Below are 23,171 nucleotides of genomic sequence, written 5' to 3'. Positions count from 1 at the left end.
AAAACTGAACACTGGAACTGATTACTGAACACTGAAAACTAAACAAATGGCTTGGTTTAAAAGACAAGAAAAAGGGATCACAACTGCGACCGAAGATAAAATGGACGTTCCGAAAGGATTGTGGTACAAATCTCCTACTGGAAAAATTATTGATGCTGACGAATTAGCGAGAAACTTATTTGTTAGTCCTGAAGATGATTTTCATGTTCGAATTGGAAGCGCAACCTATTTTGAAATTTTATTCGACAATAATGAATTTGTTGAATTAGATAAAAACATGACATCAAAAGATCCTTTGCATTTTGTGGATACAAAAAAATATGCAGAAAGATTGAAAGATGTAATGGAGAAAACCCACCTTAAAGACGCTGTGCGTACGGGAGTGGGAAAATCTAAAGGAAAAGAACTTGTAATTTGTTGTATGGATTTTGCCTTTATTGGTGGATCTATGGGAGCTGTTGTTGGAGAAAAAATTGCCAGAGGTATTGATCACGCGATCAAAAACAAATTGCCTTTTGTAATGATTTCTAAATCAGGTGGAGCTCGTATGATGGAAGCTGCTTATTCGTTAATGCAATTAGCAAAAACATCTGTAAAACTTGCCCAATTAGCTGAAGCAAAATTACCTTACATCTCTTTATGTACTGATCCAACAACTGGAGGAACAACTGCATCATATGCCATGTTAGGTGATATTAATATCTCTGAGCCTGGAGCTTTGATTGGTTTTGCTGGTCCTCGTGTTGTTCGTGACACTACAGGAAAAGATTTACCAGAAGGTTTTCAAACTGCAGAGTTCTTATTAGAGCACGGTTTCTTAGACTTTATCACGCCTAGAAAAGAATTGAAAGACAAAATTAATTTGTATATCGATTTGATTCAAAATAATACGATTAGATAGTTTTCGGACTTCTTAAACATATAAAATCCCAAGATTTATTTCTTGGGATTTTTTTTTATATCAAACCTTGAATATTTGTCGTTCTACAATTTCAACGGAATAAATTCCGTTGCTACCAATATTTAATTCCTACGGAATGTTTCCTGACTTACAATTTCAATCTCAATTAATTAATAATTGTACGAAAAATTGCACTTTTGTTGTTTGCATTTTTCTAATAATGTTTTGTTCCCAAGCAATCTACATGAAAATGTATCAAACATAATTTTGCCTGTTTTTTACCAAAACCAATTTTCTTTAGAGTAATATAAATATCTTTGAATTATGAGCGAACAAATAAAACCAAATCATATAGGGCGAAAAATTAGTCGTATTCGCGAACTTCGCGATATGAAACAAGAAGCCTTGGCACAAGCTTTAGGAACAAATCAGCAAACTGTATCTGCAATAGAAAACAGTGAAACCATAGATGATGAAAAACTTACAGAAGTTGCAAAAGCTCTTGGCGTAAATACTGAAGCAATTAAAAACTTTACAAATGAAAATATGATTAATTATACTAATAATTTTTACGATAATAGTTTTACTAATGGAATAAACGGAATGTTCAACCCTAGTCATTGTACATTTAACCCAATAGATAAAGTAGTGGAACTTTTTGAGCGTATGCTTCTGTCAGAAAAAGAAAAAGTTGAGTTTCTGGAAAAATTATTAAAAGAAAAATAAGAGTTCCAAACCTATTCCATTTAAAGTAATATAATTATCTTTGAATTATGAGCACAGCAACAAAACCAAATCATATAGGGCGAAAAATTAGCCGTATTCGTGAACTTAGAGACATGAAACAAGAAGCCTTGGCGCAAGCTTTAGGATTGAGTCAGCAAACTGTATCTGCAATAGAAAATAGCGAAACGATAGAAGATGAAAAACTTACAGAAATTGCAAAAGCTCTTGGAGTAAGTGTTGAAGCTATAAAAAACTTTACCGAAGAAAATATGATTAATTATTTCAACACTTTTTATGATAATAGTTGCAATGGAGCAAACGGAATGTTTAATGCAAGTCATTGTACTTTCAATCCATTAGATAAAGTGATCGAACTTTTTGAGCGTATGCTTCAGGCAGAAAAAGAAAGAAATGAATATTTGGAAAAATTATTAAAAGAAAAATAAGAGTTTCAAAAAGCATATTGAGTTCAACAAAAATCCCAAGATTTATTTCTTGGGATTTTTTATTATAATAGATTTTCTTAAAAAAGTATGATCTAAAATTATTTGGCTAAAGCCTAAATCTTTATCTATAATTAGATCTCCAGCAAAAGCCGGAGGCAATTCAAAAGAATCAATTTCATATTCAACGGAATAAATTCAGCCTCTACAATATAAATTCTTTCTCCAGAGTTTTATACAAACTAAAAACCTCTCCCCTTTTGCAACTTTAAACTCTTTTATAAAACCTTTGAACCTTTGCAACTCTGAGCCTTTGAACCTTTTTAAAAACCTACATCCCGGTTCTAATAGCTTCAACCGGATCTAGTTTTGCTGCTGAAATCGCAGGAAGAATTCCGGAAATTACCCCAACAAGAATTGATAATCCTGCTCCGATAACTACATTCCAAAAACTCAAAACAAATTCAAAATCTAATAAATTGGTCAAAAGAACAGACATTAGAAAAACAATTAATAAACCAATTATTCCACCAATTAAACAAAGTATAACAGCTTCAAACAAAAACTGAAATAATATAAATCTATTTTTTGCCCCTAATGATTTCTGAATACCAATTAAGTTTGTTCGTTCTTTTACAGAAACAAACATGATATTTGCAACTCCAAAACCTCCAACAAGAAAAGAGAAGAAACTTATAAAAATCCCTCCAAATCTTAGACTTCCTAAAATTCCGTCAACAAAATCAGTAAAACCAGAAAGTACATTTATAAAAAAGTTGTCCATTTCGCCTGCTTTCATTCCACGAATTGCCCTTAGTTTTTGTGCAACTTCTGCCTTATAAGCATCCATATCTACACCTTTTACAGGTTTTAAAACAATAACGGGAGTCATAGAATCGCTGTCACCGTACATTCGGCGTAAAAAATTGGTTGGCAAATAAACAGATGTATCATTACTATCTCCAAAAAAACCTGCACCTTGTTTGGTAATTACTCCAATTACGGTAAAACGCTGACCGTATAAGCGAATATTTTTCCCGATGGGATCACTTGTTCCAAAAAGTCCTTCGGCAATATCATATCCTAAAACAATAACGGCACTTCCGGAATTAGATTCTGATTCATTATAAAATCTTCCTTTATCAAAACTCAATCCCTCAATATCTACCATTTCGTTAGACGAAGGCACGATATTGACATCACTAACTGTTTTTGAATCATATTTTAAAGTTTCATGATTTACAAAAAGCTGATAAGCGACCTGATCTGTATTATTTAGTGAGTTTTTAAGGCTAATATATTCATCGTATTTTACGTTAGGAAACTGTTCTCTTTTCCATTGTGGAATTTCTGAAGGTCCAAAACAATATTTCATCAAATAAATCGTATTTTTATCTAAGCTGCTTAAGTCTTTCGAAATTTTTCTATCTAAAGAATCTACGGCCGCCAATACCGCAATAATCGAAAAAATACCAATCGTAACTCCCAAAAGTGACAATAAGGTACGTAATTTATTATTTCGTAAAGCGTTTATGGCAAAGCGAAAACTTTCTTTCAATAACCTTAGATAAAGCAGCATATTTATGTATTATTCGTTAAAGTAAAATTCAATAAATTAAAATCAAAAACCTAATAAAAGTTAACTTACTCATCAGTAGATTTTTTTAGCATAATGTTACATTAATTTTCTTTAAAATAATATTTAAAAAAACTACTTTTGCAGTCTGAAAATCATAACTACACAATGAGCACAACTAAAACAATACAATCAGCATTAATATCTGTTTTTTCGAAAGATGGACTAGAGCCAATCGTTAGAAAATTACACGAACAAAACGTAACACTTTATTCGACTGGAGGAACTGAAGATTTCATAAAAAACCTGGGAATTCCTGTAGTTCCGGTTGAAGATATTACTTCATTTCCTGAAATTCTTGGAGGAAGAGTAAAAACGTTACACCCAAAAATTTTTGGCGGAATCCTGAACCGTCAGGATAACGAAGGTGATGTTCAACAAATGAAAGAATTTGATATTCCGCAGATTGATTTAGTTATTGTTGATTTATATCCTTTTGAAAAAACTGTTGCTTCTGGTGCAAGCGAACAAGATATTATTGAAAAAATTGACATTGGTGGAATTTCATTAATTCGTGCCGGTGCAAAAAACTTTAAAGACACTGTAATTGTAGCTTCGGTTAACGAATACAGCTTACTTCTGGACTTAATTACAGAGCAAAACGGTGCAACAACTCTTGAAAACAGAAGATTGCTTGCAACAAAAGCATTTCACGTTTCTTCTCATTATGATGGTGCTATTTTTAACTATTTTAATACTGACGAAACAATCTACAAAGAAAGCATAGAAGGTGGTCAGATTTTGAGATATGGTGAAAACCCACATCAAAAAGGTTTCTTTTTTGGAGATTTTGATGCGATGTTCAAAAAAGTTCACGGAAAAGAATTGTCCTATAATAATTTATTAGATGTTGATGCGGCAGTAAACTTAATCAATGAGTTTAAAACTGACGGACCAACTTTTGCAATTCTAAAACATAACAATGCTTGTGGTTTAGCTTCGAGAACAACAATCAGCGAAGCTTATTTAGCAGCTTTGGCTTGCGATCCAACATCTGCATTTGGCGGAGTTTTGATTGCAAACACTAAAATTGATTTAGCTACTGCTCAGGAAATCAATAAATTGTTTTGTGAAGTAGTAATTGCCCCAAGTTATGATGATGATGCAATTGCCGTTTTACAAGAAAAGAAAAACAGAATTATATTAGTTCAAAATCAAGTAGAATTACCTTCAAGACAAGTGAGAACATGTCTTAATGGTTTGTTAATTCAGGACAGAAATAATATTACAGATACTAAAGAGCATTTAAAGACCGTTACTATTACAGAACCTACTGCTCAGGAAATAGAAGATTTGATCTTTGCTTCTAAAATTTGCAAAAACACAAAATCAAACACGATTGTATTTGCTAAAAACGGAACTTTAATTTCTTCAGGTACAGGCCAGACATCAAGAGTTGATGCTTTGGTACAAGCTGTTGATAAAGCTAAAGCTTTTGGATTTGATTTAACGGGCGCTTCTATGGCTAGTGATGCTTTCTTTCCGTTTCCGGATTGTGTAGAATTAGCTAAAAAAGCAGGAATAACAGCTGTAATTCAGCCTGGAGGTTCAATAAAAGACGAATTAAGCATAAATTATTGCAACGAAAATAATCTTGCAATGGTATTTACAGGAACACGTCATTTTAAACATTAATTTGTTTAACTTTGTTCAAAATAATTTATAACATTTTAAACCCCTAAAAAACTTATGGGATTTTTTGATTTCATGACCGAGGATATTGCGATAGACCTTGGTACCGCAAACACTTTAATCATACATAATGATAAAGTTGTTATTGATAGTCCGTCGATCGTTGCACGTGATAGAATATCAGGCAAAATCATTGCTGTTGGTAAGGAAGCCAATATGATGCAGGGTAAAACGCATGAAAACATCAAGACCATAAGGCCTTTGAAAGATGGTGTAATTGCAGATTTTGATGCTTCAGAAAAGATGATCAATATGTTCATCAAAAGCATTCCAGCATTGAAAAAAAGAATGTTTACTCCAGCTTTAAGAATGGTGGTATGTATTCCTTCTGGTATTACTGAGGTGGAGATGAGAGCTGTAAAAGAGTCTTGTGAAAGAGTAAACGGAAAAGAAGTTTACCTGATTCATGAGCCAATGGCAGCAGCAATTGGTATTGGTATCGATATTATGCAACCTAAAGGAAACATGATTGTTGATATTGGTGGTGGTACTACAGAAATTGCAGTTATTGCATTAGGCGGTATTGTATGCGACAAATCTGTAAAAATTGCAGGTGACGTTTTTACAAATGATATCGTTTATTACATGCGTACACAACACAACCTTTTTGTTGGTGAAAGTACAGCTGAAAAAATAAAAATTCAAATTGGAGCCGCTATCGAAGATTTAGACGGACCTCCTGAAGATATGTCTGTTCAGGGTAGAGATTTACTTACGGGTAAACCAAAACAAGTTGACGTTTCTTACCGTGAAATTGCAAAAGCATTAGACAAATCGATTCAACGTATTGAAGATGCTGTAATGGAAACATTATCTCAAACTCCTCCTGAATTAGCTGCAGATATCTACAATACAGGTATTTATTTAGCTGGTGGTGGATCTATGTTAAGAGGTCTTGACAAACGTATTTCACAAAAAACAGATTTACCAGTTTATATCGCTGAAGATCCGTTAAGAGCAGTAGTTCGTGGAACCGGAATGGCTCTTAAAAACATTGCAAAATTTAAAAGCATCTTAATTAAATAAGATTCAAAAGATAATAAATTACTTTTCTAAGAGTTAAATTAATTGAATTTGACTCTTAGAAAATTTGAAACTTAATAGCATATCCTGAAACAAAATAACCGAACAAGAAATGCAGCAAATTTTTAATTTTATTATAAGAAACAGTAATCGATTGCTGTTTTTGCTGCTTTTAGGTATTTCGTTGGCACTCACAATTCAATCTCATTCCTATCATAAAAGCAGAGTAATCAGTTCAGCTAATTTTTTAAGCGGAGGTGTTTATGAAAAAATTAATCGTGTAAATGAATATTTGAATTTAAGAACCGAAAACGACGAATTGGTACTTGAAAACGCAAGATTAAAAAGTCTTTTATTCAATAAGGAAGACACCACAAAAGTGCCTTTGGCCGATAGTATAAAAGGAGTAAAACCTGCTGACATTATTGTTTCAAAAGTAATTCACAACTCATACAACACACACGAAAACTACATCACTTTAAATTCCGGATCAAACGAAGGAGTTAAACAAGATATGGGTGTAATTAACAGTTTAGGAATCATTGGTATCGTAGACAATACTTCGCCAAGATATTCTACTGTTGTGAGTATTTTGAATATGAAATCACAAATCAATGCTAAGATTAAAAAATCAAACCACTTTGGTTCTTTAACGTGGGATGGTAAAAGCACAGGATTTGTTCAGTTAGTCGATGTACCCAGATTGGCTTCGATCAGAAAAGGAGATACTATCGTAACTGGTGGTCAATCAGTAATTTTTCCTGAAGGAATTAACATTGGAACGGTTGATAAAATATACATTCAGGACAAAACAAGCTTCTATGTCATTAACGTTAAATTATTCAACGACATGACCAATCTTGGACATGTTTACATTATTAAAAGTAAAGACAGAGAAGAACTTATTAATTTAGAAAAAAAGGGAAAAGATGAATAGCGCATTGTTAGTCAATATTTTTCGATTTATAATGTTACTGGCAATTCAGGTTGTTATTTTCAACAATATGAATTTTCTGGGATACATAAGCCCTTTTCCATATATTCTATATATAATTTTATATCCCGTAAATAGTAACAGATCAGGTCTGATTATTTCAAGTTTTTTACTTGGACTAACAATGGATATGTTCTGCAACTCTGGCGGAATTCACGCTACGGCTTGTGTAATTCTGGCGTATTACAGACCTTATATTTTTAAGTTCTCATTTGGACTGAGTTATGAATATCAAACCATTAAACTAAATGATTCCTTAACTCCTGAACGCTTTTCATTTATTTTAGTATCTGTTGTATTACATCATATTGTATTATTTGTACTGGAAGCTTTTCAGTTTAAATTTATTTGGGATATTTTACTCCGAACTTTATTTAGCTCAATTTTTACAATAATCACTTCAATTATAATAATTTACCTTATTAAGCCCAATAAACGATGAGAAAAGTTCTGCTGCCCTCTTTAATTATCATTGCAGCATCTTTGCTAGTGATCAGGGTATTCTATTTGCAAATTGTTGACGATTCTTTTAAATTGAAATCAGAAAACAACGCAATAAAGAAACAGTATGACTATCCTGAAAGGGGTTATATTTATGACAGATACGGAAAATTATTAGTTGCCAATCAGGCTTCTTACGATATCATGGTTATCCCGAGAGAAATCAAAGAAAATCTAAATATTGGTGAATTCTGTGCTTTATTAAATATTACAAGAGAAGAATACGACAAAAGAATTGCAAAAGCAAAAGTCTACAGCCCAAGACTTCCTTCGGTATTTTTATCACAATTAAACAAAAATGAATTCGCTGCTTTTCAGGAAAAAATCAGAAAATATGAAGGTTTTTATTTCCAAAAAAGATCACTTCGTGATTACGAAGTAGATTATGGCGCTAACATTTTTGGTTTTATTACTCAGGTAAACGAAAATTTAATTGCCAAAAACCCTTATTATAATAGTGGAGATTTAATTGGACAACAAGGTGTAGAACAAAGCTACGAAGAAATTTTACGTGGAATCAAAGGCGTAAAATATATTCAGAAAGATAAATACAATAGAGAGATTGGTTCTTATAAAGATGGCAGATACGATACTATTGCTGTTGCCGGAGAAGATATTAACCTAACGATTGATGCTGAACTACAAAAGTACGGAGAAGAATTAATGATCAATAAAAGAGGTGGAATCGTTGCCATTGAACCAAAGTCCGGAGAAATTCTGGCATTAGTTACCGCACCATCTTATGATCCGGGTATTTTAGTTGGGAGACAAAGATCTAAAAACTATACTCTTTTATATCATGATTCGATTGCAAAACCTTTATATGACAGAGGACTTCTGGCAGAATATCCTCCAGGTTCGCCATTTAAGATTTTAACCGGTTTGGTAGCATTACAAGAAGGTGTTATCAATGAGCAAACTACATTTATGTGTCACCATGGATTTAGTTATGGTCGAGGTCGTTTCATGAAATGTCATGGTTTTGGTCCTCATCAATTACATAACGGAATCTACAATTCATGTAACACCTATTTTGCTCAAGCTTATATGCTTACCATTAACAAATATGGAAATCCGGGTAAAGCAGTTGATGTCTGGAGTGATCACGTAAAAAGTTTTGGATTAGGTCAATTTATGGGATACGATTTACCAATTGGTAAAAGAGGAAACATTCCAACATCTAAAACATACAAGAAAATTTATCCTAACGGAGGCTGGAGAAGCACAACGATTGTATCGAATGCGATTGGTCAGGGTGAGGTTTTAATGACTCCTATTCAGTTGGCTAATATGATGGCAACTGTTGCCAATCAGGGTTATTATTATACGCCTCATATCATTAAAAAAATTGAAGGTAAAAAGATTGATGCTAAATTTACAACTAAGCATGTTACTACGGTTGATCAAAAATATTTTCCGCCTGTTATCAGCGGTTTATTTGATGTTTACAACAAAGGAACAGCTTATGCACTTAGAGTAAATGGTATCGATATTTGCGGAAAAACGGGTACAGCAGAAAATTTTGCTAAAATTAACGGAAAGAGAACACAACTTAAAGATCACTCTATTTTTGTGGCTTTTGCTCCAAAAGACAATCCTAAAATTGCAATTGCAATTATGATTGAAAATGGAGGTTTTGGTGCTACTGTTGCCGGACCAATTGCAAGTTTAATGATCGAGAAATACTTGAAAAGAAAAATTACAAGAAATGATTTAGAAGTAAGGGTTTTAAACAAAAGTCTTGCAGGTGAATATGCAAAATTAGGAGGAATGACAGAAGCAAGTGCAATAGAATCGACTCCAAAAGATTCTATTTTGAAAGCTAAAATTGTTGTCCCAAAACCAGTAGCAGTTACCCCTAAAACAGAAGTAAAAAAAATAGTATCAGACACTACTAAAAAGAACTAACAAAGATTATTTCAAATGAAAAATCAAAGTGTAAAAAATAACATTGATTGGATAAGCGTTTTTATCTATGCTTCGTTAGTGATATTAGGGTGGCTAAATATCTATTCCTCATCATTACTATCAACCGAAGGAACATATCAAAAACAATTAATTTTTATTGGTTGTACTATTCCTTTGATTTTTGTCGTGCTTTTTGTTGATGGAAAATTTTACGAGAAATATGCCAGTATAATTTTTGGTGTGTCTTTATTATCATTAGCAGGTTTGTTTCTTTTTGGAAAAACTATTGCCGGTCAAAGATGCTGGTATGCTATAGGAGGTTTTACATTACAACCTTCTGAATTTGCTAAAGCCGCTACAGCGTTGGCATTAGCGAAGTATTTGAGCGACACGCAAATTAATCTTAAAGATGTAAACAGGCAAATTCAGGCATTAGCAATTGTATTTTTACCTGTAATGCTAATTTTACCGCAACCAGATCCGGGAAGTGCCTTAATCTATAGTATTTTTATTGTTGTACTTTATAGAGAAGGATTGCCGTCTTGGTATGTCTGGACTGGCTTTATTACTATTCTATTGTTTGTATTAACGCTAGTTTTAGAACCATATGCAGTTATTTTAATCGCATTGGGAGTATTAATTATCATACACTTTAAAGGTCGTGCTGTTGATCGCAATATCATTCTTAGCGGAATTTTATTAGCTATTATATCTGCATTTGTCCTTTCTGTAGATTATGTTTTCGACAATATATTTAAACAACACCACCGTGATCGTTTTAATATCTTATTAGGTAAAACTGTCGATATGAAAGGTATTGGATACAACACAAATCAATCTGAGATCGCTATTGGATCCGGAGGCTGGGTTGGAAAAGGTTTCTTAGAAGGCACGCAGACTAAAGGAGGATTCGTACCGGAACAACATACAGATTATATTTTTACAACGGTTGGTGAAGAGTGGGGATTTGTAGGCTCATTAGTTGTAATCTCTCTTTTTGTTGGTTTATTACTAAGGGTAATTTACCTTGCCGAAAGACAAAAAACAAAATTCAGCAGAGTTTACGGTTATTGCGTAGCAGGAATTTTATTTACACACTTTTTTGTAAATATCGCAATGGTTATTGGTATTTTTCCAACAATTGGAGTTCCGCTTCCTTTCTTTTCGTATGGAGGATCAGGACTTTGGGGATTCACTATTTTACTGTTCATCTTCTTAAAAATGGATGCTAACAAAGTAAATGAGTGGTAGGCTTTTAGATAAATTCCATTTAAAAATTACAAATTTCAACTTCATAATAAAACTCTATTAACTATAGAGATCAAAAGAGTTATGTTTTTTTTGCTTTATGTTATTTCGACTAATGAGAAATCACATGCTAAAAGAACGCACTGCTGTCGAGTTACTTTATGTGATTTCTCCTTCGTCGAAATGACACGATTATGGTTTGATTACTAATAATAGGTTAATCTCAAGCTTCTCGACATCTTTATTTATCAAATCATTTTCAAGCATAAAAAAAGTCCGAAGTTTTACTTCGGACTTTTTTTATTTTTAATTTTCAATTATATCTTTTCGCTTGGTCTCTTTTTTAAAAGCTTAACTAATACTGGGAAAGTAGAAATTATAACGATTATGATAATGATATATTCGATATGATGTTTTAGATCAATTCCTTGTTTTAGAAACACTCCGTATAAATAGTGACCTGCAAAAATCAAAATGAATGACCATAAAAAAGAACTCAAAATATTATAGAACATAAATTTCTTTTTATCCATAGAAACTATACCTGCAATAATTGGGGCAAATGTTCTAAAGATTGGAAGAAAACGTGCGTAGATAATTGCTTTTCCGCCATATTTTTCGAAGAAATCTTTAGATTGTAACAGGTATTTCTTTTTAAACCAGAAAGAATCTTCTTTTTTAAACAGGTAATAACCACTTTTGGCACCAAACCAATATCCAGTCATATTCCCTAAAACTCCCATTATTGCAACTAAAGTCGAAAGCACAAAAACATTTATAAAATCAGCTGGGATATCAACTACATTCAGCATCAAGTCACGACTGTAAATACCCGCCAAGAAAAGCAAACTATCTCCCGGAAGGAAGAAACCTGCAAATAATCCTGTTTCAGCAAAAACTATAAACAAAACAATAAATAAACCAATTTGAAAGCCGCCGATACTTAAAGTAATATAAAATTCCGGGTTGATTAATTGAGTCCAATCAAAATTATTCATAAATGCGTTTGGTTATATTTATAAGTTTGTGAAATTAACAATAATTTGCTTCAACACCAATAAAATGCTATATTTTAAAGATAAATTAACTATTAAAAAGCCCAAGTATAAACTTGGGCTCTTTAGAATAATTATTCTCTTACATACTTACAACAAGAATGTAGATTTTCATAATCCGTTTCAGTTGCCTTAACATCCTTAGTATCATGACCTACTTTTGCAACAGCATTATTTAAATCTGCTATAGATGACTTTTCTTCATTTAAAATCACCGCTAATTGATGTGAACTAATATCCCAGGTTGCTGTTTTTACTCCCGGAACACTAAAGGCTGCTTTTTCTATGCGTTTCTTACATTGTTCGCAGTTTCCATTTACTTCTGTAGTATATTTTAAATTTTTATTTTTTTTAGTTTGAGCTTGCGCTGAAAATCCTAAAAAAGTTACTAATGCAATTAAAATTATATTTTTCATCTTATTATTATTTATTGTTATTGAAATTAATTTCCTGTTCTTTATTTTATTTTAAATCGTAAACCTGCGTAATACATTTGTCCAAAAATTGGCGCATATGCTATAGAAGCATCAAAATTAGGACCAAATGGATCTTGAGCCCCTAAAATAGCTTTTTGCTGCTTATAATTCCCAATATTTTCTCCTCCTGCATATATTTCTAAAACGGGCGAAATTACTCTTGTAACCTGAACATTCATAACTGCATACGACGGTGAAAAATCAGGAAACTGATCTTCTGCCGGATTTGATGCTGTATAAGGCAATTGTTGCTTTCCAGACCAATTAAAAGTATAATCAAACTTCCATTGTTTACCATCACTTACGTTTGTTTCGTATTCAAGGTTTCCTAAAAAACGATGTTTTGCCTGCAACGGACGCTGAAAAGTACCGGTTAAATAGTCGGTTTGAATGTCGTAGAATTTATATGCTGTTCTTAAATTAAAATTATGAATCAATTCATAGTTAAACTCAACTTGCAGACTATTAGCAAAAGACTTTCCTCTTAAATTATAGAATGAAACATTTTGCGGACTTTGCATTAAATCGACAACTGCCTGATTTTGAAAATCGGTACGATACAAATCAAATCCAGCTTCGGCATTTTTACCAAAAACCTTGAATTTCTGAGAAAAACTCACACCATAATTCCAGGCAATTTCCGGATTTAGACCATAAATTTTTCCGTTTGTATCTAAAATCGAAAACGTTCTTGAACTAGCAAAAAGCTGTTGGTTCTCTGCAAAAATATTCGCCGAGCGTTTTCCTCTTCCTCCAGAAAAACGAATTACCCCATCTTTCCAGGGATTGTAACGCATATGCAAACGTGGCGTCACAAAAAATCCTAACCGATTATGATTATCAATTCTTCCGCCTAAAATCAAACTAAAATTATCTGTATTATCATAGGTATATTCAAAGAACGCTCCTACTGAATTATCGATTCGACTATAATCGTTTACATTCACAAATTCCTGATACTGATCGTAAGTAAAATTCAAACCAGTCGAAAATTTATGCATCGTATTATTGATAATCGAATTGAAAATTAGATTTGAATAAAAACTATTCTGTTTTATATCATATAAATTCAACCCAAAATAAGAGTTTTGATTATGACTGTTAAAAGCATTCTGAAAACCAATACTCTGATAAGGCATGTCTTTAAAAACATATCCTATTTTTGTAGAGACATCAAAACGTTCTGTATTAATTTCTGAACCCCAATAGTTTGTTGTTCCGCGATCTCTGTCTTTATCAAAATCAACTTCTCCGGTTTGTTTTTTATCATTCATATATCTGAAATTGATAAAACTAACCAAACCACTTTCGGGATTATAATATTGATAACGATTCAGTACGTTGATTTGTTTTCCTAAAGGATTATCCAGAAATCCGTCATCGTTCATATCATTTTTCGCGACACGAGCATTTCCATGCACAAACAAACTTGTCGCCCATTTATCAGATAATTTTTTATTGAAATGTGTATTGACCTCAAAACGTGCATCTGTAGAACCATAAACATTCAAAAAGAACGGAATATCGTTTAGCGGCTTTAAAAGCTCTGTATTTATTTGTCCGGAAATACTCTCGTAACCATTAATAACACTTCCCGCCCCTTTGGTAATCTGAACACTTTCGATCCAGGTTCCGGGTGTAAATGACAAGCCATAAGCCTGAGAAGCTCCACGAACCGAAGGAATATTTTCTTCGGTAATCATTAAATAAGGACTTGTTAAACCAAGCATTTTTATTTGCTTTGTTCCTGTTAAGGCATCAGAGAAATTGACATCTATTGATGGATTTGTTTCGAAGCTTTCGGCAAGGTTGCAACAAGCAGCTTTAAGCAACTCTTTGCTTGTAATAACGCTTGTATTGGCAGTAAGCGTATAGGATTTTTTGATTCCTTTTTGCTTTTTGGTAATTTTTACTTCCTCTAAATCTTCTTGCGAAAAAGCAGAAACAGAAAGCAAAATTATACACAAAAGCATAATATTTTTTTGCATAAAAAAGATTTTAATGTTAATTAGAAAAGCTGTTTAATAGCATTCTCATATGAGAAATAAGCAACAGCATAGCACAAGCCAATAAAGGCTTGATTCTAAACATTAAAATCAGGAATAAAAAATATATTGACTATATAGTTTAAATAGCGGAGGTGCATTCGCATCAGAATAATACGAAATGATCTGATTGCTTTTAAAATTTGGAATTGATAAAAAAGCAATTGGTTTGAATTCCTGAATTACAGCCGGAAAAGCAAATTGAAAAAAGAAAAACTTAGGAGTTGCATTATCAGATTTTTTCTCAAAATGAACTACTTTGTCTTTACAACAAGAAGATTTTTTCTCTGATGCGCCACAACATTTTTTTTCAGGAGACGTAGCAACAGAAGTATTTAATGAAACAGAAGCAATTTCGCCTCCACAATAATGTACATCAAAAGCAAACCCAATGTTGGAAACCAACAATAGGAACACTAAAAATAATCCTGTACACTTTTTTAAATTCATACTGCAAAACTACCTAAAAAGACTGGAAAAAAGATTTAATGAAATGTTATTTTTTAAGATTTTGTTGCTGATAGTAAAAAGCAGGGATAAATAACAATACAAATATGGGTTGTATAATAAATCTTCGAACATAAAAAAGAAGCCAGTTCCCGTCTGGAAAATAATTGAGAATAGTAAAAAACAGTACAAAAAGCAGCACCAAAAAGAAACCATATATAAAGGCACTAAACTTCAGGATTTCAAGATCCCTGAATAAAGTATAAATAAGTATTAATGAAAGAATTGTATTTAGAAAATACCGGAATAAAAGCGCCGAAAGAAGTTTAAAAGAATCTACCGGAGGAAATGGTGCGTTTTTGAAATCAGATTCAAAATAAATTAAAAACGGATCATAAAACAGTTTTACCTCAAAAGCTCTTATTACACCAAAACATACTATAATAAGTATTGCAATTATAATTTTGAATTTATTTTTAAGCAGATTATTTAGCATACTTTGAAAATCTATTTACCCAAATAATCCATAAAATAAAAACCGCTCCATAAATAACTAACGGAAAAAGAACACCATGAAGTATATGTTGTTTTTCAGGAATATGAAATAATAAAACCGCTAACAAAGCGATTCGAATAACATTGAGTATATAAATAAACAATATACCAAACACAATAAATAGTATCGTAGTTTTAAGTTTACCGGAAAAAGCAAGCACAAAAGAAATGAACAAAATAATAACACTTACGGCATTACATCCTTCAACGATTCTAATTACATACTTTTTATTGTACCAAACCTCCAGCCAGGAATCTGAAAGACTTTTGAAGATTTTAATATCACAATTAAATACATTCATTAATTGCAGAACATTTTTACCCACAACAGCAGTAATTCCATCAACATCATTTGTTTGAAAAGTGTTTAAATAAAATTTATAAACTATTGTAAGCAAAATATATGCTGCAAAAAATGTACTTATAAATATAAGGAATGGCTTAAATTGGATCAGGTATTTTTTCAACGGAAATTTTTTTCAAATTTATGTATTTTTTGAGATTAGCTTTAAATACTTTTGTATAAAATTTTAATATCATGACATTTCAAGAATTACAACCAAAAATAAGTGCTATTGTAGCTGATACAACATTAGTTAGAGACGAAAAATTATTATCAATTTGCCAACTGTTAAATGCAAATGTAGAATATTATAACTGGGTTGGTTTTTATTTTGCCAATCATGAGAATAAAACTTTGCATTTGGGTCCTTATGTTGGCGCTGAAACTGACCATACCGTAATTCCGTTTGGAAAAGGAATTTGTGGTCAAGTAGCAGAAAGCAATGCGAATTTTGTAGTTCCGGATGTTGCAGCGCAGGATAATTACATTGCTTGCAGCTTTACAGTAAAATCTGAAATCGTAGTTCCTTTATTTGTTAATGGGCAAAATATAGGACAAATTGATATTGACAGCCATGTTATAGATCCTTTTACAGAGGCTGACGAACGATTTTTAGAATTTGTAAATCAAGAAGTTGCAAAATTATTCTAAAAAATCAGGCCTGTAAAAGATTAAAAAAATATTATTTTCATTCGAAATTGTTTAATCTTTAATTTTTTCAATCTTTAAATTTATTTTTTCCAAAAAAAAGTATTATTTTTGCACCGTCTTACAAGAGATGTAAAGACATACATAAAAATCATTAAATAATATTGGAATGTATTTAACTAAAGAAAAGAAGGAAGAGATTTTTGCACAACACGGTGAAGCATCAAACACTGGAAAAGCAGAAGGTCAGATTGCATTGTTCACGTACAGAATTTCACACTTAACTGAACACTTGAAAAAAAATCGTCACGATTACAACACTGAGCGTTCACTTGTACTATTAGTAGGTAAAAGAAGAGCTTTGTTGGATTACTTGAAAAAGAAAGAGATCAACAGATATCGTGAGATTATCAAAGTATTGAATATCAGAAAATAATCAATATAGAAAAGAGGTGCGAGAGTGCCTCTTTTTGTTTTTTACATTACAAGCATTTTATAAGAAAAAAAGTTTGGTTTTTCATTGGGTTTTAGATTAACAACAACTACACACAACAACTACAACACAACTAAAACCCATTGTATAACCAATAAGGAAAAATTATGATTCCACAATTATTTGTAGAAAAGATCGATTTAGGTGATGGCAGAAGCATCACAATCGAGACAGGACGCTTAGCAAAACAAGCTGATGGTTCTGTAGTAGTAAGAATGGGCGACACGATGATACTTGCAACAGCAGTATCTGCACGTAGCGCTAACCCAAATGTTGATTTTTTACCATTAACGGTAGATTACCGCGAAAAATTTGCAGCAGCAGGTCGTTTTCCAGGAGGTTTCTTCAAGAGAGAAGCTCGTCCTAGCGATAGCGAAGTATTAACAATGAGATTAGTAGACCGTGTTTTACGTCCGCTTTTCCCAGACGATTACCATGCTGAAACACAAGTTATGATTCAATTAATGTCTCATGACGAAGAAGTTATGCCTGATGCTTTAGCTGGTTTAGCTGCATCTGCAGCATTAGCTGTTTCAGATATCCCTTTTTACAACCTAATATCTGAAGTACGTGTTGCACGTATTGACGGTAAGTTTGTAATTAACCCAAGCAGAGAAGACTTAGCAAAATCTGACATCGACATGATGATCGGAGCTTCTATGGATTCAGTTGCAATGGTTGAAGGAGAAATGAAAGAAATCTCAGAAGCAGAAATGGTAGAAGCTATCAAATTTGCTCACGAAGCTATAAAAGTTCAAATTCAGGCGCAATTGCGTTTGCAAGCTGCTTTTGGTAAAAAAGAAATTCGTACTTACGAAGGTGAGAAAGAAAACGAAGAAATTTACAAAAAAGTAAAAGCTGCAGCATACGATAAAATTTATGCTATTGCAAAAGTTGGATCTGCAAAACACGAAAGAAGCGCTGCATTTGCTGAAGTAAAAGAAGAAGTTAAAGCTTTATTTACTGAAGAAGAATTAGCAGCTGATGGAGATCTAGTTTCTAAATATTTCTACAAAACAAACAAAGAAGCTGTTCGTAATGTAGTATTAGAATTAGGTGTTCGTTTAGATGGTAGAAAAACAACTGACATAAGACCAATCTGGTGTGAAATTGATTATTTACCAAGAGTTCACGGATCATCTTTATTTACACGTGGAGAAACTCAGGCTTTGGCAACTGTAACTTTAGGAACTTCAAGAGAAGCTAACCAAATTGATTCTCCATCTGAACAAGGTGAAGAGAAATTCTATTTACACTATAACTTCCCTCCTTTCTCTACTGGTGAAGCAAAACCATTAAGAGGAACTTCAAGAAGAGAAGTTGGTCACGGTAACTTAGCTCAAAGAGCTTTAAAAAATATGATTCCTGCTGATTGTCCTTATACTATCCGTATTGTTTCTGAAGTTTTAGAATCTAACGGTTCTTCTTCTATGGCAACGGTTTGCGCAGGAACAATGGCTTTGATGGATGCCGGAATTCAAATGGTAAAACCAGTTTCTGGAATTGCTATGGGATTGATTACTGATGGTGAGAAGTTTGCTGTATTGTCTGATATTTTAGGTGATGAAGATCATTTAGGAGATATGGACTTTAAAGTAACCGGAACTGCTGACGGTATCACTGCTTGTCAAATGGATATTAAGATTGATGGTTTACGTTACGATATTATGGAGCAAGCTTTAGGGCAAGCACGTGAAGGACGTTTACATATTTTAGGAAAATTAACTGAGACTATCGCCGCTCCTAGAGCTGATGTTAAAGCACATTCTCCAAAAATCATTACCAGAACTATTCCTGGAAACTTTATTGGAGCATTAATTGGACCTGGTGGAAAAGTAATTCAGGAATTACAAAAAGCTACCGGAACAACTATTGTTATCAACGAAGTTGATGAGCAAGGTGTTATCGAAATCTTAGGTACTGATCCAGCTGGAATTGAAGCAGTATTGGCTAAAATTAAGTCAATCACTTTTAAACCACAAATGGGAGAAGCTTATGAAGTAAAAGTAATTAAAATGTTAGATTTTGGAGCTGTAGTAGAATATACTTCTGCACCAGGAAATGAAGTTTTATTACACGTTTCTGAATTAGCTTGGGAAAGAACTGAAAATGTTACCGATGTAGTAAACATGGGTGATGTATTTGAAGTGAAATACCTAGGTGTTGATCCTAAAACTAAAAAAGAAAAAGTGTCAAGAAAAGCACTTTTACAAAGACCTCCACGTGAGGAGAAAAAAGAGTAATCAGATCTTAGTTTACTAAAGGTTTATTCATAGAAAACCCCAATTCATTTATTTGAATTGGGGTTTTTCGTTTTTATAGCAAATAGTAATTAAATTACAACAAACTACTACTCCTTTTATTTTTAACGAGAATAAAACTAAAAAACTACATGAATTTCACATTTTATTCGAAGAAAAAAAATACCTTTAGGCATCCAAAAATATAAATTATTAACCCTAAAAAACCCTATTATGACATTGAAAGTTGTTCAAACTAAAAAAATCAACACTGAAGATTTTAGATTTAAAGACATAAAAAATCTAACTTTCCCCATTCCTCCTTTAGCTTCGGCAAACTTTTATTATAATGACGACGGAGTACTAATCTTAAAAATTGCTGCTACTCTATACATTAATTCTAAAGATTCCGAAAAACCTACTGTGCAAACAGTTAAAGAAGAAGACAACACTTTCACAATTTATTTCGACTACGATTGGGACAACGACTCTCCAGACACTTATGATGTTTGGTATGTAGAGACTGACTATTCATCTGAAACTGTTGAAAACATCACAGAAGTTATATCATATTTACAAAATTCAAGTTCAAAAACTGATGTAGGCGGCGGAGATGGAGATGATCCAAAAACTTCAAGAGGCACAAAAACAAGTGCAGCAACATAGTAATTCAGTAGATCTAGACCATTCTTTAATTTTCGATTATCATTTTGTAGTGAATATTCAACAATGATTCCATTTACAATTTGTAAATTATTAACAACATAACATTTTAGTGATTTTATAAAATGTCAATAATGATTCAAAAAAAACACAAGATTTTTTTATTGTTACTTTTTTCATTCTCGATAGCTATCTCACAACAAAAAAAAAACTTGAATTATTTTGAGATTACTATTCAAAAAAAAGCAAATTCACTAAAAAGTGAAATTAATTTTAGTAAAGCACAGAATTTTTTCTTTAAAAAAGAATGGGACTCCACATTAGTCTATTCTATGAAACTATTAAATTCTAATACTGATCTAGAAACAAAAGAATATTGTCATTATTTTAGAGGCTATTCATTAATGATGAAAGGGCTATATAAACAATCACGTATTGAATTTAACTTAATAAGCAAATCCTTCCAATATTATTATGTGGTCGATAATAGTATTGGATTATTATTTTATTTTGAAGAAAATTTCGAAAAAGCAATTGTATATTATTTAAAGGCTGAAAAAGAAATCCTAAAGCACAGAGATGAAAGCGAAATAGCAGATTTATATACCAATATTGGAATCTGTTACTTACACCTTAAGCAATTTGATAAAGCAGAGTCATATTTAAAAAAAGAGGTTCTTTTAAACCCGAAATATATTACAAAAAACGTAATTCGATCTAATATAAATATTGCAAATCTCTATTACTTACAATATAAAGATCAGCAAGCTATATATTATTTTCGAAAAGCTTATATGTTATCTAAAAACATAAAAGATTTTACCTTAAAAGAAAATACAGCATTCAACATGGCTGTTGTAGAAGAAAACAGGAATAATTATAAAAAGGCGCTAACCTATAGAAAAGAAGCAGAAGACTGGACAGATTCTCTAAACAATCAAAATAAAATATGGGCTGTCGCTGATTTTGAGAAAAAGTTTGCTGTAGCACAAAAACAGAAACAAATTAAAGTTCTTCAAATTGAAAACAAACTTAAAAACACAGAACGAAATAGCTTGTTTTTCGCTGCAATAGGACTACTTTTAATTTTAACAGGAGGGGTTTATTTATACGGTCAAAAAGTAAAAAACTCTAAAATAATATTACTTCAAAAAAATAAACTTGATGAACTTAATGCTACTAAAGATCAATTGTTTTCTATAGTAAGCCATGATTTAAGATCTTCTGTAAATGCGTTAAAAACAAGTAACGCTAAATTATCTGCAACACTCGAAACCAAAAACTATGATGAATTACATCATCTTATTTTTCACAATAGTACAATTGCAAATGGGGCTTACAGTCTATTAGATAACTTACTGCATTGGGCGATGCTGCAAACCAAACAATTGTATTTTCATAAGGAATCAATTCATTTGTATTCTATAGTTCAGCAAATTGAGTATAATTACAGACCTTTGCTTCTTGACAAAGCGATTACTTTTGAAAATCTAGTCTCAAAAAGTATTTTTATTTATGTAGATCTTGATTCACTAAAGATTGTACTTCGAAATTTATTAGACAATGCTATTAAATTTTCTAATGAAAACGGACAAATAAGTTTTTACACTCAAGAAACCAATCCTGATTTTTGTGATCTTATTATACAGGATAACGGAATTGGAATGCGACAGGAAACAATTAAAGAGTTACTTACCGAAAGCGAACTATTAGCTAAGAAATCAAACTCTGAAATTATAGGAACTGGTTTAGGCATGCAATTATGTAAACAAATGATCAAGAAAAATAGCGGAACCCTGAATATTGAAAGTGAGATTAACAAGGGAACTAAAATGATATTAACTTTCCCAAAAACAAGAACAAATGGATAATATTAATGTTTTAATCATAGAAGACACACCTGAACAAAGCGATGCGCTTATCAAGGTTCTCGTCGAAAATAATTACACCATTACAGGCGTTGCCGCAAACTTCACTGATGCATTAAAACTTTTTTACGAGAATACTATAGATATCATTATTATAGACGTTTTTCTGGACGGAAAACCGGACGGAATCACTTTTGCAGAATCTATAAATATAATTCCGAACGCTTCAAAACCTTTTGTTTTTTTAACCAGTTCAAATGATCGTCAAATTTTTGAAAGAGCAAAACTCACCAAGCCTTTTAGCTTCCTGATGAAACCTTTTAACGAACTTGAAATTCTTTATGCTATAGAAATGGCTGTCGAAAAGTTCTACGCTCAAACAAATGTTTTCATGAGCGATGAACAGGATACGGTAATTAGCAATGATTTTTTATTTATAAAGAAGAAAAACTCGCTGAAAAAAGTAGCTATAAACGACATTTTATATATTGAAGTCGAAGAACGTTATTGCAATATTATTACTGAAAAGGAAAAATTTGTCATTCAAATTTCACTGACTAAAATCAGTAACTTATTGGATAAAAACAAATTTGTAAAAACACATCGCAACACAATTGTGAATACAGATAAAATCGAAGAAATTATTCTGGCAGATAATCTTATTATTCTAAAAGGAGATCACAAAATAAACTTAAGTGACACTTATAAAGATTTTCTAAAAAAAATGAACATTCTGTCTTAATCACTAAATAAAAGAATCTGCAAATCCTCTCAATTCCGAGAGGATTTTTTTTGCTTAAAATGAAATCACTTTGTTTACAGGGCTTTATAATATTTCATGACAGGAAAAATAGCTTTCGTGACATTTTTGATTTTAAAAGAGAAAATCAAAATTACTTTTACACACAGAAACCCCTAAATCAATATAACTATAAATGAGACTTGCGTTAACCAAACAACCAGACATGAAGCTTTTATCTATTCTAAAAAAAATAAAAAATAATCCTTGGGTTGGTATTGCCGTTTCCTTAACATTAATTATTCCTAGTTTATACGAAATCCTCGATGATGTAACTGTATTAAGAAAAGAATACATTTTATTAATCATTGCTTTTCCACTATACATTAAATCTCTAAAAAAAATATTCGATGATATGCTGGACGTTTATGACGATCTATCCGAATAATAACGTTTGCCCTATTTTAATAAAACACCTCAACTTTAATTATTAAAGCCAAGGTGTTTTTTATTTAGAAGATTGTTTA

Annotated in this window: 23 protein-coding genes; 16 read left to right on the top strand and 7 right to left on the bottom strand. The window is 32.0% G+C overall.

Going from position 1 to position 23,171, the window contains the following annotated elements; translation table 11 throughout:
• Positions 1-46 precede the first annotated feature (46 nt).
• The 3 genes from accD to ASF10_RS02245 all read left to right on the top strand — a co-directional run bounded on the left by accD (position 47) and on the right by ASF10_RS02245 (position 2,073).
• Positions 47-901 (top strand): acetyl-CoA carboxylase, carboxyltransferase subunit beta, encoded by an 855-nt coding sequence (gene accD / locus ASF10_RS02255; protein WP_056190173.1) that lies wholly within the window; start codon positions 47-49, stop codon positions 899-901.
• A gap of 324 nt (positions 902-1,225) precedes the next feature.
• Positions 1,226-1,627, top strand: coding sequence for a helix-turn-helix domain-containing protein (locus ASF10_RS02250; RefSeq protein WP_056244849.1), 402 nt, complete (start codon positions 1,226-1,228; stop codon positions 1,625-1,627).
• 47 nt (positions 1,628-1,674) lie between these two features.
• Positions 1,675-2,073, top strand: a complete 399-nt coding sequence (locus tag ASF10_RS02245; protein ID WP_056244846.1) for a helix-turn-helix domain-containing protein — start codon at positions 1,675-1,677, stop codon at positions 2,071-2,073.
• A gap of 328 nt (positions 2,074-2,401) precedes the next feature.
• Here the strand turns inward: ASF10_RS02245 and ASF10_RS02240 are convergent, their stop codons facing one another.
• Positions 2,402-3,649 carry an ABC transporter permease gene (locus ASF10_RS02240; RefSeq protein ID WP_056244843.1) on the bottom strand — a complete coding sequence of 416 codons (1,248 nt, stop codon included), beginning with the start codon at positions 3,647-3,649 and terminating at the stop codon, positions 2,402-2,404.
• A gap of 165 nt (positions 3,650-3,814) precedes the next feature.
• On the opposite strand from ASF10_RS02240, the gene purH reads away from it, so the two are divergent.
• The 6 genes from purH (at position 3,815) to rodA (ending at position 11,075) form a co-directional block, all read left to right on the top strand.
• Positions 3,815-5,341, top strand: coding sequence for a bifunctional phosphoribosylaminoimidazolecarboxamide formyltransferase/IMP cyclohydrolase (gene purH, locus ASF10_RS02235; protein WP_056244839.1), 1,527 nt, complete (start codon positions 3,815-3,817; stop codon positions 5,339-5,341).
• 54 nt (positions 5,342-5,395) lie between these two features.
• Positions 5,396-6,424, top strand: a complete 1,029-nt coding sequence (locus ASF10_RS02230; protein WP_007804822.1) for a rod shape-determining protein — start codon at positions 5,396-5,398, stop codon at positions 6,422-6,424.
• A 109-nt stretch (positions 6,425-6,533) separates the two neighbouring features.
• Positions 6,534-7,358 (top strand): rod shape-determining protein MreC, encoded by an 825-nt coding sequence (gene mreC / locus ASF10_RS02225; protein WP_056244836.1) that lies wholly within the window; start codon positions 6,534-6,536, stop codon positions 7,356-7,358.
• Positions 7,351-7,857: a hypothetical protein gene (locus ASF10_RS02220; protein ID WP_056244833.1), complete on the top strand. Its 507-nt coding sequence runs from the start codon at positions 7,351-7,353 to the stop codon at positions 7,855-7,857. The genes mreC and ASF10_RS02220 overlap by 8 nt, the downstream gene beginning before the upstream one ends.
• Positions 7,854-9,824: a penicillin-binding protein 2 gene (mrdA, locus tag ASF10_RS02215; RefSeq protein ID WP_056244829.1), complete on the top strand. Its 1,971-nt coding sequence runs from the start codon at positions 7,854-7,856 to the stop codon at positions 9,822-9,824. Before ASF10_RS02220 ends, mrdA begins: the two co-directional genes overlap by 4 nt.
• 15 nt (positions 9,825-9,839) lie before the next feature.
• Positions 9,840-11,075, top strand: a complete 1,236-nt coding sequence (gene rodA / locus ASF10_RS02210; protein ID WP_056244827.1) for a rod shape-determining protein RodA — start codon at positions 9,840-9,842, stop codon at positions 11,073-11,075.
• A gap of 314 nt (positions 11,076-11,389) precedes the next feature.
• Here the strand turns inward: rodA and ASF10_RS02205 are convergent, their stop codons facing one another.
• From ASF10_RS02205 to xrtF, 6 genes are all read right to left on the bottom strand, one after another.
• The gene (locus ASF10_RS02205) at positions 11,390-12,070 is read right to left on the bottom strand and encodes a DedA family protein (protein ID WP_055097211.1); all 681 of its coding nucleotides are present in this window, start codon (positions 12,068-12,070) and stop codon (positions 11,390-11,392) included.
• Positions 12,071-12,201: 131 nt separating this feature from the next.
• Positions 12,202-12,543, bottom strand: a complete 342-nt coding sequence (locus ASF10_RS02200) for a heavy-metal-associated domain-containing protein (protein ID WP_056244824.1) — start codon at positions 12,541-12,543, stop codon at positions 12,202-12,204.
• Positions 12,544-12,584: 41 nt separating this feature from the next.
• Positions 12,585-14,591 carry a TonB-dependent receptor plug domain-containing protein gene (locus tag ASF10_RS02195; RefSeq protein WP_056244821.1) on the bottom strand — a complete coding sequence of 669 codons (2,007 nt, stop codon included), beginning with the start codon at positions 14,589-14,591 and terminating at the stop codon, positions 12,585-12,587.
• A gap of 108 nt (positions 14,592-14,699) precedes the next feature.
• Positions 14,700-15,098: an HYC_CC_PP family protein gene (locus ASF10_RS02190; RefSeq protein WP_056244818.1), complete on the bottom strand. Its 399-nt coding sequence runs from the start codon at positions 15,096-15,098 to the stop codon at positions 14,700-14,702.
• A 46-nt stretch (positions 15,099-15,144) separates the two neighbouring features.
• On the bottom strand, positions 15,145-15,591 hold the full coding sequence (locus tag ASF10_RS02185; protein WP_056244815.1) for an exosortase F system-associated membrane protein: 447 nt from the start codon (positions 15,589-15,591) through the stop codon (positions 15,145-15,147).
• Positions 15,581-16,117, bottom strand: coding sequence for an exosortase family protein XrtF (xrtF, locus tag ASF10_RS02180; RefSeq protein WP_056244811.1), 537 nt, complete (start codon positions 16,115-16,117; stop codon positions 15,581-15,583). The genes ASF10_RS02185 and xrtF overlap by 11 nt, the downstream gene beginning before the upstream one ends.
• A 71-nt stretch (positions 16,118-16,188) precedes the next feature.
• Here xrtF and ASF10_RS02175 point away from each other — a divergent pair, with 71 nt between their 5' ends.
• The 7 genes from ASF10_RS02175 (at position 16,189) to ASF10_RS02145 (ending at position 23,092) form a co-directional block, all read left to right on the top strand.
• Positions 16,189-16,644 carry a GAF domain-containing protein gene (locus ASF10_RS02175; RefSeq protein ID WP_056244807.1) on the top strand — a complete coding sequence of 152 codons (456 nt, stop codon included), beginning with the start codon at positions 16,189-16,191 and terminating at the stop codon, positions 16,642-16,644.
• Positions 16,645-16,810: 166 nt separating this feature from the next.
• On the top strand, positions 16,811-17,077 hold the full coding sequence (gene rpsO / locus ASF10_RS02170) for a 30S ribosomal protein S15 (RefSeq protein ID WP_056244804.1): 267 nt from the start codon (positions 16,811-16,813) through the stop codon (positions 17,075-17,077).
• Positions 17,078-17,241: 164 nt separating this feature from the next.
• The gene (locus ASF10_RS02165; RefSeq protein WP_056244801.1) at positions 17,242-19,377 is read left to right on the top strand and encodes a polyribonucleotide nucleotidyltransferase; all 2,136 of its coding nucleotides are present in this window, start codon (positions 17,242-17,244) and stop codon (positions 19,375-19,377) included.
• A 231-nt stretch (positions 19,378-19,608) separates the two neighbouring features.
• A complete protein-coding gene (locus tag ASF10_RS02160) occupies positions 19,609-20,040 on the top strand; it encodes a hypothetical protein (RefSeq protein WP_056244797.1) in 432 nt (143 codons plus the stop codon).
• A 329-nt stretch (positions 20,041-20,369) separates the two neighbouring features.
• Positions 20,370-21,908: an ATP-binding protein gene (locus tag ASF10_RS02155; RefSeq protein ID WP_056245573.1), complete on the top strand. Its 1,539-nt coding sequence runs from the start codon at positions 20,370-20,372 to the stop codon at positions 21,906-21,908.
• Positions 21,901-22,647, top strand: coding sequence for a LytR/AlgR family response regulator transcription factor (locus ASF10_RS02150; protein ID WP_056244794.1), 747 nt, complete (start codon positions 21,901-21,903; stop codon positions 22,645-22,647). Before ASF10_RS02155 ends, ASF10_RS02150 begins: the two co-directional genes overlap by 8 nt.
• Positions 22,648-22,840: 193 nt before the next feature.
• Complete coding sequence (locus ASF10_RS02145; protein ID WP_056244791.1) at positions 22,841-23,092, top strand: hypothetical protein; 252 nt, start codon at positions 22,841-22,843, stop codon at positions 23,090-23,092.
• The last annotated feature ends 79 nt before the right edge of the window (positions 23,093-23,171 follow it).

It is taken from the genome of Flavobacterium sp. Leaf82, assembly GCF_001422725.1.
GTDB lineage: Bacteria > Bacteroidota > Bacteroidia > Flavobacteriales > Flavobacteriaceae > Flavobacterium.
The sequence above is the reverse complement of the archived record's forward strand: the minus strand, read 5'-3'. Positions and strand labels throughout refer to the sequence as shown.

Bases quoted from the DNA above. Each gene is read 5' to 3' on its own strand.
- accD (WP_056190173.1), top strand. From the start codon at position 47: ATGGCTTGGTTTAAAAGACAAGAAAAAGGGATCACAACTGCGACCGAA.
- ASF10_RS02250 (WP_056244849.1), top strand. From the start codon at position 1,226: ATGAGCGAACAAATAAAACCAAATCATATAGGGCGAAAAATTAGTCGT.
- ASF10_RS02245 (WP_056244846.1), top strand. From the start codon at position 1,675: ATGAGCACAGCAACAAAACCAAATCATATAGGGCGAAAAATTAGCCGT.
- ASF10_RS02240 (WP_056244843.1), bottom strand. From the start codon at position 3,649: ATGCTGCTTTATCTAAGGTTATTGAAAGAAAGTTTTCGCTTTGCCATA.
- purH (WP_056244839.1), top strand. From the start codon at position 3,815: ATGAGCACAACTAAAACAATACAATCAGCATTAATATCTGTTTTTTCG.
- ASF10_RS02230 (WP_007804822.1), top strand. From the start codon at position 5,396: ATGGGATTTTTTGATTTCATGACCGAGGATATTGCGATAGACCTTGGT.
- mreC (WP_056244836.1), top strand. From the start codon at position 6,534: ATGCAGCAAATTTTTAATTTTATTATAAGAAACAGTAATCGATTGCTG.
- ASF10_RS02220 (WP_056244833.1), top strand. From the start codon at position 7,351: ATGAATAGCGCATTGTTAGTCAATATTTTTCGATTTATAATGTTACTG.
- mrdA (WP_056244829.1), top strand. From the start codon at position 7,854: ATGAGAAAAGTTCTGCTGCCCTCTTTAATTATCATTGCAGCATCTTTG.
- rodA (WP_056244827.1), top strand. From the start codon at position 9,840: ATGAAAAATCAAAGTGTAAAAAATAACATTGATTGGATAAGCGTTTTT.
- ASF10_RS02205 (WP_055097211.1), bottom strand. From the start codon at position 12,070: ATGAATAATTTTGATTGGACTCAATTAATCAACCCGGAATTTTATATT.
- ASF10_RS02200 (WP_056244824.1), bottom strand. From the start codon at position 12,543: ATGAAAAATATAATTTTAATTGCATTAGTAACTTTTTTAGGATTTTCA.
- ASF10_RS02195 (WP_056244821.1), bottom strand. From the start codon at position 14,591: ATGCAAAAAAATATTATGCTTTTGTGTATAATTTTGCTTTCTGTTTCT.
- ASF10_RS02190 (WP_056244818.1), bottom strand. From the start codon at position 15,098: ATGAATTTAAAAAAGTGTACAGGATTATTTTTAGTGTTCCTATTGTTG.
- ASF10_RS02185 (WP_056244815.1), bottom strand. From the start codon at position 15,591: ATGCTAAATAATCTGCTTAAAAATAAATTCAAAATTATAATTGCAATA.
- ASF10_RS02175 (WP_056244807.1), top strand. From the start codon at position 16,189: ATGACATTTCAAGAATTACAACCAAAAATAAGTGCTATTGTAGCTGAT.
- rpsO (WP_056244804.1), top strand. From the start codon at position 16,811: ATGTATTTAACTAAAGAAAAGAAGGAAGAGATTTTTGCACAACACGGT.
- ASF10_RS02165 (WP_056244801.1), top strand. From the start codon at position 17,242: ATGATTCCACAATTATTTGTAGAAAAGATCGATTTAGGTGATGGCAGA.
- ASF10_RS02160 (WP_056244797.1), top strand. From the start codon at position 19,609: ATGACATTGAAAGTTGTTCAAACTAAAAAAATCAACACTGAAGATTTT.
- ASF10_RS02155 (WP_056245573.1), top strand. From the start codon at position 20,370: ATGAAACTATTAAATTCTAATACTGATCTAGAAACAAAAGAATATTGT.
- ASF10_RS02150 (WP_056244794.1), top strand. From the start codon at position 21,901: ATGGATAATATTAATGTTTTAATCATAGAAGACACACCTGAACAAAGC.
- ASF10_RS02145 (WP_056244791.1), top strand. From the start codon at position 22,841: ATGAGACTTGCGTTAACCAAACAACCAGACATGAAGCTTTTATCTATT.